The sequence below is a fragment of the Microbacterium sp. genome, from assembly GCF_035277845.1.
Classification (GTDB): Bacteria; Actinomycetota; Actinomycetes; order Actinomycetales; family Microbacteriaceae; genus Microbacterium.
The window spans coordinates 1-9,231 of record NZ_DATEJS010000258.1; the positions used below are offsets into that span (position 1 = coordinate 1).

At 70.2% G+C, this 9,231-nt stretch carries 12 protein-coding genes; 5 read left to right on the top strand and 7 right to left on the bottom strand.

Features of this window, described 5'->3' with window-relative positions:
• Positions 1–128 precede the first annotated feature (128 nt).
• Together ppsA and VJR25_RS11160 are read left to right on the top strand one after the other, a co-directional pair.
• Positions 129–2,516, top strand: coding sequence for a phosphoenolpyruvate synthase (ppsA, locus tag VJR25_RS11155; protein WP_324115044.1), 2,388 nt, complete (start codon positions 129–131; stop codon positions 2,514–2,516).
• A gap of 67 nt (positions 2,517–2,583) precedes the next feature.
• A complete protein-coding gene (locus tag VJR25_RS11160; RefSeq protein WP_324115045.1) occupies positions 2,584–2,757 on the top strand; it encodes a hypothetical protein in 174 nt (57 codons plus the stop codon).
• 20 nt (positions 2,758–2,777) lie between these two features.
• On the opposite strand, the gene VJR25_RS11165 is transcribed toward VJR25_RS11160, so the two are convergent.
• The gene (locus VJR25_RS11165) at positions 2,778–4,124 is read right to left on the bottom strand and encodes a GDSL-type esterase/lipase family protein (protein WP_324115046.1); all 1,347 of its coding nucleotides are present in this window, start codon (positions 4,122–4,124) and stop codon (positions 2,778–2,780) included.
• A gap of 111 nt (positions 4,125–4,235) precedes the next feature.
• Positions 4,236–5,075 (bottom strand): NAD(P)-dependent oxidoreductase, encoded by an 840-nt coding sequence (locus VJR25_RS11170; protein WP_324115047.1) that lies wholly within the window; start codon positions 5,073–5,075, stop codon positions 4,236–4,238.
• Between the two features lie 148 nt (positions 5,076–5,223).
• Here VJR25_RS11170 and VJR25_RS11175 point away from each other — a divergent pair, with 148 nt between their 5' ends.
• Positions 5,224–5,649, top strand: a complete 426-nt coding sequence (locus tag VJR25_RS11175) for a hypothetical protein (protein WP_324115048.1) — start codon at positions 5,224–5,226, stop codon at positions 5,647–5,649.
• Between the two features lie 17 nt (positions 5,650–5,666).
• Here VJR25_RS11175 and VJR25_RS11180 read toward each other — a convergent pair whose 3' ends face one another.
• Complete coding sequence (locus VJR25_RS11180) at positions 5,667–6,050, bottom strand: hypothetical protein (protein ID WP_324115049.1); 384 nt, start codon at positions 6,048–6,050, stop codon at positions 5,667–5,669.
• Positions 6,051–6,140: 90 nt separating this feature from the next.
• On the opposite strand from VJR25_RS11180, the gene VJR25_RS11185 reads away from it, so the two are divergent.
• Entirely contained in the window at positions 6,141–6,518 is a 378-nt protein-coding gene (locus VJR25_RS11185; protein ID WP_324115050.1) for a VOC family protein, read from the top strand.
• Between the two features lie 47 nt (positions 6,519–6,565).
• On the opposite strand, the gene VJR25_RS11190 is transcribed toward VJR25_RS11185, so the two are convergent.
• The 4 genes from VJR25_RS11190 to VJR25_RS11205 are packed head-to-tail and all read right to left on the bottom strand — an operon-like array spanning position 6,566 to position 8,556.
• A complete protein-coding gene (locus VJR25_RS11190; RefSeq protein WP_324115051.1) occupies positions 6,566–7,195 on the bottom strand; it encodes a hypothetical protein in 630 nt (209 codons plus the stop codon).
• Between the two features lie 5 nt (positions 7,196–7,200).
• On the bottom strand, positions 7,201–7,416 hold the full coding sequence (locus VJR25_RS11195; protein ID WP_324115052.1) for a helix-turn-helix transcriptional regulator: 216 nt from the start codon (positions 7,414–7,416) through the stop codon (positions 7,201–7,203).
• Positions 7,416–7,832, bottom strand: a complete 417-nt coding sequence (locus tag VJR25_RS11200; protein WP_324115053.1) for a hypothetical protein — start codon at positions 7,830–7,832, stop codon at positions 7,416–7,418. Before VJR25_RS11200 ends, VJR25_RS11195 begins: the two co-directional genes overlap by 1 nt.
• Positions 7,833–7,890: 58 nt before the next feature.
• Entirely contained in the window at positions 7,891–8,556 is a 666-nt protein-coding gene (locus VJR25_RS11205; protein WP_324115054.1) for an SDR family oxidoreductase, read from the bottom strand.
• Positions 8,557–8,863: 307 nt separating this feature from the next.
• Between VJR25_RS11205 and VJR25_RS11210 the strand changes: the two genes are divergently transcribed.
• Positions 8,864–9,181, top strand: coding sequence for a hypothetical protein (locus VJR25_RS11210; RefSeq protein ID WP_324115055.1), 318 nt, complete (start codon positions 8,864–8,866; stop codon positions 9,179–9,181).
• Positions 9,182–9,231: the final 50 nt, after the last annotated feature.

Here is a 9,231-nt window from a genome sequence, read left to right on the forward strand (position 1 = left end):
GAAGACCTCTACCGGCGCAATCGCGTGCCCTTCCTCAACTCCTCCACGAAGAGCGTGGAGGAGATGTCCGCGGTGATCCTGCAGACCCTCAGGCTCCGCCCCTGACCAGCCCCACGAAGGAGAACCCCATGAGCAACATCCTCTGGTTCGACGAGCTCGGCATGTCCGACCTGCCTCAGGTCGGCGGCAAGAACGCCTCGCTCGGCGAAATGGTCTCGAATCTCACCGGTCTCGGGGTGCGCGTGCCGCGCGGCTTCGCGACGACCGCGGAGGCGTACCGCCGGTTCCTCGCCCATGACGACCTGCGCGGACGCATCAGCGACGCGATCGCCGGTCTGGATGTCGCGGACGTGACGCAGCTCGCCCATGTCGGCGCCGAGATCCGCGCCTGGATCGAGGCGCACCCGATCCCCGACGACCTCGAGCGCGACATCCGCGAGGCGTTCGACCGCCTGGTCGCGACGGATGCCGAGCCCGAGACCGTCACATGGGCGGTGCGCTCGTCGGCCACCGCGGAGGATCTTCCGGATGCCTCGTTCGCGGGCCAGCAGGAGACGTTCCTGAACGTGGGCGGCATCGACAACGTGCTCGCCGCGATCCGCAGCGTGTACGCCTCCCTGTACAACGACCGGGCGATCGCGTACCGCGTGCACCACGGATTCGCGCACGACGAGGTCGCGCTGTCGGCCGGCGTGCAGCGGATGGTGCGGTCGGATGTCGGCGCCTCCGGCGTGATGTTCACCGTCGACACCGAGTCGGGCTTCGACCAGGCCGTGTTCGTGACGAGCTCGTACGGGCTCGGCGAGGCGGTGGTGCAGGGCGCCGTGAACCCGGACGAGTTCTACGTCTCGAAGCCGGCCCTCCGCGCCGGCCGTCCCGCCGTGCTCAAGCGCGCCGTCGGCGAGAAGGCGATCGCGATGCGCTACACCGACAGCCTGGAGGCGGGCGCCAGCACCGCGTTCGTCGACGTTCCCGCCGAGGACCGCGCACAGTTCTCGATCACGGACGCCGAGCTCGAGGAACTCGCCCGCCACGCCCTCGTCATCGAGGAGCACTACGGGCGCGCGATGGACATCGAGTGGGCGAAGGACGGCGTCGACGGCACCCTCTACATCGTGCAGGCCCGCCCCGAGACCGTCGTCTCGCGCGCGTCCGCCAACGTCATCCGGCGCTTCCGGCTGAACGAGCAGGGCACCGTGGCGGCATCCGGCCGGGCGATCGGCCAGCGCATCGGCGCGGGCCCCGTGCGCGTGCTCACCGACATCGCGCAGATGAGCCAGTTCCAGACCGGCGACGTGCTCGTCGCGGACATGACCGACCCGGACTGGGAGCCGATCATGAAGCGCGCCGCCGCGATCGTCACCAACCGCGGCGGGCGCACCTGCCACGCCGCGATCATCGCCCGCGAGCTCGGCATCCCCGCCGTCGTCGGCACCGGCGACGCGACGCGCACCCTGCGCGACGGGCAGCCGGTCACGGTCTCGTGCGCCGAGGGCGACACCGGCTTCGTGTACGAGGGCATCCTGGACTTCACCGAGGACGAGACCCACCTCGACAAGATGCCCGAAGCCCCGGTCAAGATCATGATGAACGTCGGCACGCCCGACCAGGCGTTCTCGTTCTCGCGCCTACCGCATCGCGGCGTGGGACTCGCCCGCCTCGAGTTCATCATCAACCGGCAGATCGGCATCCACCCCCGCGCGCTGCTCGAGTTCGAGAGCCTCCCGGACGAGCTGCGCGAGGATGTCGCCGACCGCATCGCCGCCTACGCGTCGCCGCGCGACTACTTCGTGCAGCGCGTCGTCGAGGGCGTCTCGATGATCGCGGCCGCGTTCGCCCCGGAGCCCGTCATCGTGCGCATGAGCGACTTCAAGTCGAACGAGTACGCGAACCTGATCGGCGGCGAGCGCTACGAGCCCGATGAGGAGAACCCGATGATCGGGTACCGCGGCGCATCCCGCTACGTCTCCCCCGACTTCCGGGAGTGCTTCGAGATGGAGTGCGAGGCCCTCAAGTTCGTGCGCGACGAGATGGGCTTCACGAACGTGCAGGTCATGGTGCCCTTCGTGCGCACCGTCGCCGAGGGCGAGGCGGTCGTGCAGCTGCTCGCCGAGAACGGCCTGCGCCGCGGCGAGAACGCCCTGAAGGTCGTCATGATGTGCGAGGTGCCCACCAATGCGCTTCTGGCCGACGACTACCTAGACCACTTCGACGGTTTCTCGATCGGCTCGAACGACATGACCCAGCTGACCCTGGGCCTCGACCGCGACAGCTCGCTGGTCGCCGGCACGTTCGACGAGCGCGACCCCGCGGTGCTGAAGCTGCTGTCGATGGCGATCGAGGCGTGCCGCCGCCGCGACAAGTACGTCGGCATCTGCGGGCAGGGCCCGAGCGACCACCCCGACCTCGCGGAGTGGCTCGTCGAGCAGGGCATCGAGTCGGTCTCCCTCAACCCCGACACGGTGGTGGACACCTGGCTGCGCCTCGCGCAGACGGAGCCGGCGCTGCGGAGCTGACGCGGGGGCATCCGCACGGATGCCCCCGCGAGTACGGTGTGGAGTGACACCCTCCGAAGGAGCAGCCATGTCGTCGAGCAGCAGCAGCGTCTCGGGCCACGACCACGTTCCCGGGCCGGATGAGCCCACCGTGCCGGAACTCGAGGACGACGAGAACGTCGCCCCGCGTCCGGAGGAGGAGATTGCCGACGCCCTGCGCGCGGAGCCGGACGTCGCCGACCACAGCCGGCATCCCGACTGAACCCGGCCGCCCGGCGCGGCTCAGCGCAGCCGGAGCGCGTGCTCGTCGGCGAGGGCGATGGCCAGCGCGCCGCTCGGCGTCGGGTGGAACGGGGCGATGTCCGTCACCCCCTGCACATACGGGAGGGCGTCGCACAGCCCGTGGCCGGTGAAGTCCGGCCCCGCGGTGAGGAAGTCGGCGGTCTTCGCCCCCTCGGCGAGGATCGTGTTCAGGGCGTCGAGATCGCCCTGCAGGGTCGTCTGCTTGTCGGGGGTGAGGCCCTGCTTCGCCAGGCACCCGACACTGCCCGGAACGGGGTCGTAGTACAGGTTGATGACGACGAGGGGATGCGACGGCAGCAGCTGCAGCTCGTCGAGCAGCTGCAGGTAGTCGCTGCTGAACCCGGCCAGCTGCTGCTGGAAGAAGGCCTGCTCGGCGTTGTCCGAGCAGGATGCCGCCACCGCGCACAGCTCCAGCATCGACGTCCACTGCACGTCGTTGGCGCCGATGCTCACGATGACCACCTGCGCCTTCGCGACGGCCGGCGACTTCAGCTGTGCCGCGATCGTGCGGCCTCCGGCGAGCTGCGGCCCCAGCAGCCCGCTGCGGATCGTCGCCCCGCGGCAGGCGAGGTTGGTCACCGTCCAGCCGTTCACCTGGGCGAGGTCGACGGCGAACGCGTCCTGGCTGCGTCCGCACGCCTTGTCGTTCACGGTGCCGTGCACCACGTGCCGGTTGCCGAGCCCCGCGGCGGTGGAGTCGCCGACCACGACGACGTTCTGGATCGCATCGGCCGGGCTCGTGGGCGCCGGGCGCAGCGTCGGGGGCCGCGACCCGCCGACGAGGTCCTGCAGTGAACTGATCCCGGCGAGTTTCGCGGGCACGCTGTAGGCGGTCACCATGACGCCGCCGAGGTCGACGGCGAGCGCGAGCACGAGGGTGCCGGAGAGCAGGATGACCGTCTCCCGCCAGCCGTGCCGCATCCATCCCGCGGCGGCGCCGGAGAGCACGAGGGCGCCGACGGCGACGATCACCGCCTGCCACACGAAGAAGCGCCGCCATCCGCCGACGACGGCATCCTCGAGCGTGGCCGTGGCGTCCTTCGTCGCGGCGAACTGGCTGAGCTGCTCGGACAGCGTGATGTGCGTCAGTGCGAGCCGGGGCCGGATCGGCCCCTCGAACTGCACCGTCGTGGGCAGGGACTGCCCGAACAGATCCAGCTGACCGGGGCCGGACACGCTCCAGGTCGGCGCGGTCACCCCCACCTCCACGGTCTGCCCCGCGGTCGACACCTCCTGCATCGGCGTCAGCCACAGCGACACGGCGATCGCCCCCGCCGCCGCAACCGCGATGACGAGGGAGTCGACAACCACCCGGCGCACGCGCATGGCCCCAGTCCACACCAGATGGGTCGGCCTTCGGAACCCACCCCGCGGTCTTCCGCCGACGGCGAACCGGTTTGCGTCCCCGAGGGCGCGCCCGATCCGCCGCGCCGCCCGTCAGCGACGCCAGGTGTGCTGCGGTTCGTACCCGAGCATCCGCCGCGCCTTCTCGATGCCGAGCAGCGTCGTGTGCTCGCCGATGGCGGCGTGGCGCAGCACCTCGGGGAAGACCTCGGCGAGCAGCTCGTCGTTCGGGCGGGACATCACGGTGTCGGCGGCCGCGATGATGTACGCCTCGAAGCCGGGGATCGCGGCCTCCAGCGCACGCTCCACGGCCTGAGCCCCGTCGCGCGCGTCGATGTACCCCCACAGGTTCCATTTGCGCGCGCGGGGGTCGGCGTCGTACGACGGGAACGCCGCGTAGTCCTCCGGCCACATGACGTTCGAGAACCGCAGCGCCGAGATCGACAGGTCGGGACGCCACCGCACCAGTTCGGTCGCCAGGCGCTCCTCGAGCACCTTGACGAGCGAGTACACGCTCTCGGGGCGCGGCGGATACTCCTCGTCGACCGGCACATAGGGCGGGGGAACGTCGAATGGCAGGCCGAGCACCGTCTCGCTCGACGCGTAGGCGATGCGGCGGATGCCCGACCGCACCGCCGCCCACAGCACATTGAAGGTCACGACCATGTTGTTGTGGAAGGTCGCGACGTCGGAGCGGATGCCGGGCGCCGGGATCGCCGCGAGGTGCGCGACGGCGTCGAACCCGTCGTGCCGGTCGCCGACGCTCGTCAGGGCGTCGATGACCTGGCCGTAGTCCGACAGATCGACCTGCACGAATCCGGGTCCGCGCTCACCCACCACGTCGAGCCCGATCACCTCATGCCCGCGTTCGCGAAGCTCCCGCACGACGACCGAACCGAGCTTTCCCGACGAACCCGTCACCACGATGCGCATGACACCAGCCTGCCACCGCCGGGGGCGGCGGGCTCGTCCTACTCCGGGCAGAGTACGCCCGGCTACTCCGGCGGCCTCCTGACAGGACGCCCGCAGGGGAAGAGACTGGGGGTGAAGGTGCGATGCATCCAACGAAACGGAGTGCCCCATGTCCACGCCGACGAAATCATCCCAAGACCTCACCCGTCGATCCCGCGAAGCGCTCAGCGCGCTGGCCGTGCAGTTCCTGCTCGGAATGGGAGCGAACCTCATCGGCACCCCGCAGCAGAACACCGGAGCCGGGCGCGTCGTCGCCGGCATCGTCCTCGGTCTGCACGCGCTCGTCGGCATCGGCCTCATCGTCGTGGCCGTGCGGGTGTGGCTGGTCGCCCGGCGCGACGGTCTCGCTCAGCGCGCGGCGCTCTGGGCCTTCATCGTCATCATCCTGACGTTCCTCGTCGGGGTGGGGACGATGCTGACGGACAGCGGGTGGCTGTCTTTCCTCATGTCGGTCGGATTCGTCGCGGCCGCGGCCCTGTACGTCGCGATCGGCGCGACCGCGATGACGAGGCGGAGTTCACCCGCCGCGCCGTGACACGGGCCCCGCGCCGTTCACTCCGCCGAGGACTCGGCGGACTCTTCCGTGGCGATCTCCACCAGCTGCGGCGACTGGTCCGGGATCCTGACCGGCTCGGAGTCGATCTGCTCGGCGACCAGCATGATGCCGCCGGACGTGTTGGCCGAGTTCGCCAGATCCTCGATGAACTGGCGGTTCAGCCGCGGCGCCTCCGGCTCGTCGAACACGAAGCGGAGGGGGATCGACGGATGCAGCCAGATCGTCGAACGGCCGCGCGGCTGGTCGTCGGGGTGGCGCCACGACAGGGTGAAGCTCTCGCCGCGGCGGAGCTTCGTGGCGATCACGACCTTCAGGTGCGCCAGGGCGCGATCTTCGATATGGATCGGGGTGGCTGACCCGCCGTAATAGATGGTGCCCACGCCCCGGATTCTAGTCCTCGCCGCGGCGCCCGGATCCGGAGAACCCGGGCACCCGTTGTGCCTGCTCGCGCCCGATGGGACACTCGAGCGATGAGCAACGACATCACCATCGCCGTCGCGATGTTCACGGTCGCGGACCAGGATGCCGCAGTCGCGTTCTACACCGGAACGCTGGGCTGGGAGATCCGCTCCGACGTCTCGTGGGGAGAGGGCGAGAACGCCGGCCGCTGGGTCGAAGTCGCCCCTGCCGGTTCGACCGCGCGCCTGGCGCTGAACCCGCCGATGGGCGGGCAGCCCGGCGGCGGCTCGGTCGGGATCGAGACGGCCGATCTCGCCGCGGAGAAGGAGCGCCTCACGGCGGGCGGCATCGCGATCTCCAACGAGATGCCGGCCGGGGGCCCGGTCCCCGCGATGTTCGCGATCAACGACCCGGACGGCAACTGGATCTGGGTGGTGTCCACCTCCTGATCACCTCGGGAGGGCGCTCCTACCCTGTGGGCCCTGCCCAATGGGCCCTACCCAATGGGCAGGGTGCGGAACCGAAAGGTCGCGCCGCCCGTCTTGCCGGTGCTCGCGAACCTGAACTCCTGTCCGCCCGAGTGCGCGCCGCCTCCGGTGAGCACGTTCGCGGACACGACATGGAGTCCGGCGCGCTGCGCCACCAGTTCGGCGTCGACGTCGTCCGGGATGGCGTACACCTCGCGACGCTCGTCCGGTGTCGACCCGGTCAGGCCCAGGGAGATCCCCCGCGCGGCGAAGGTCGCGCGGCTCACGCACGCGCTCGCGGAGCCCTCGCCTCGCGTCTGCGCCACGAGGCAGACGCCCGACGATCGGTCGGTTGCGAGCCAGTACGAGCCCTGGGCGTCGGCGCCCGCATACCGAGCCGTCTGGGGTTCGATGCCCGCCTGCTCGAGCTGTTCCCGCCCGGGCGCGGGATCGTGGGGCGCCGCAGGGTGCACCAGGATCTCGGGGACCGCGAGCGGCCGTGACGGACCGGCGCTGGCCGCGCCCGCCATCATCGCGACCGCGCATGCCGTCAGCGCAGCGGCGGACACACCGACAAGCGCGAGGCGCCCCAGCAGTCGCCGCTCCGACACGTCATCCCCCCAGATGCCCCGCACGAACGAACTCTGTCCGTGCTGCATCCTGCCTACTGCACCGAGTGGACGGCGTCAACCTCAGGGAAGAAGAGCGCCTCGATCGGCTTGTCGAAGAGCTCGGCGATCCGGAACGCCAGTGGGAGCGAGGGGTCGTACTTGCCCGTTTCGATGGCGACGACGGTCTGCCGCGACACCCCGAGATGCTCGGCGAGACCTGCCTGGGTCCAGCTTCGCTCCTCGCGCTCTGCGCGGATCCTGTTGTGCATCAGGCGATGGGCGCCTTGACGAGGAGGTTCGTGACCTCCCAGGAGACGACGCCGATCAGCCCGATCGGCCAGCCGGCGTTCGGAACGGCGAAGCCGGCTGAGCTGAGCGTGCCGAGTGTGAGCGCGGAGAAGATCGACACGGCGAAGCCGACCGCGAGGCCCGGGAAGAAGAGCTTGATCTGGTACTCGTCCAGCTGTCGCGCGCGGAGCTCGATCAGCACCACGACCCACGCCATGAACACGACGGGCAGCAGAGCCCAGACGATGCGCCATGGGCTGCCCACGTGTCCCCACTGGTACAGGCCGAAGTTGGCGATCAGGTAGCAGCCTGTGGCTATCCAGAGCCGCAGCCGGAACACACGCCTGCGGCGACGCTCGGTCGGCGTCTCGCGTTCCGAGTCAAGGTCCCTTGTCATGACGTGATCGTATGCCGACGGAATCACCGGTGTCAAGGAAACTTGACAAACCCGTCTGTCAGAACCGTGCGGAGAACCCGCCGTCCGCGTGGAGCAGCTGACCGCTGATCCACCGGCCCTCGTCGGACAGGAGGAACGAGGTGATCGCCGCGATGTCCTTCGGCGTTCCCGCTCGGCCGAGCGGCTGCTGCGACGTCAGGGCGCGGCGCGTCTCGTCGTCCATCCAGCCCGTGTCGATCGGGCCGGGGTTGACGACGTTCGCCGAGATCGCCTTCGGACCGAGCTCCCGAGCCGCCGAGATGACGATCCGGTCGAGGGCGCCCTTGGACGCCCCATAGGGGAGGTTCCCGGTCGTGTGATCGCTGGTGAACGCGACGATCGCGCCTCCCGAGGCGTCGACCTGGCGCGCGAAAGCCGCGATGAGCAGGAGCGTCGCGCGCGCATTGACTGCGACATGCTCGTCGAAGCTCTCCGCGGTGGTGTCGAGGATGCCGGACTGCACGTCGTGGGCGTGGCTGAGGACGAGGGCCGACAGCGTGCCGCGTTCGCGGGAGATCCGCTCGATGAGCACGCTCGGCGCCGTGGCGCCCGACAGGTCGCACGGGTAGTCGCCGGTGTCGAGGTCGCTCGTGACGACGTCCCAACCGTCTGCTCGCAGCCGGGGGACGATTCCCGCGGCGATGCTGTTCGCACGCGCCGCTCCGGTGATCAGCGCAAGGGGCATGAGCCGAGGTTAGAGGCATGTCGCCGACGATGCATCCCCGTGTGCGGCATGCGTCGGGCCAACAGTTATGCCAGAGCTGGACAAGCGCCTTCCGCGCGACTCGAGGCGGCTCGGATCGCGGTGCCGCATGGTCCTCCTTCCGTCGCGAATGGGCAACCGGGTTGCCGGGCCATCTGCGGCGTGCGACGTTCGGACCGGAGCCGATCGACGGCGAGAGGGCGGGTGACGGCATGGGTCGGGGCGTGACGGTGGTGACGGTGGTCGACGGCGGGGCACATCGATGAGGCCGTCGGCGATCGCATGGGGCGTGGAGCTGGTGCGGATCGTGCTGGCGTCGGCCTACGAGTCGGATGCCCGGACCGCGCGATCGCGCGGCGTGTCGCCTGTCCTTCCGGCCCTGGCTGCGATCCGCCATGCGGGACAAGCGGCGGTGCTGCTCGTCGCGGGACCGCGCTGGGCGCATCGAGTCGGCCGTTCGGCCGATGCGCTTCATGCCGCAACGATGGGGCTGCTGTGGATGGCCTCGCCCTCGCACGCACGGCTCGCGGGGCGCCAGTTCGTGGGCGGACTTCTCATGGTGCAGCTCGAATCCCTGGCGGCGCCGGCCCGGAAGGCCCGACGATGACCTCGCGGCAGATCACGGCGTCGTCCGGTGTGCGGCTCGGCATCACGGGG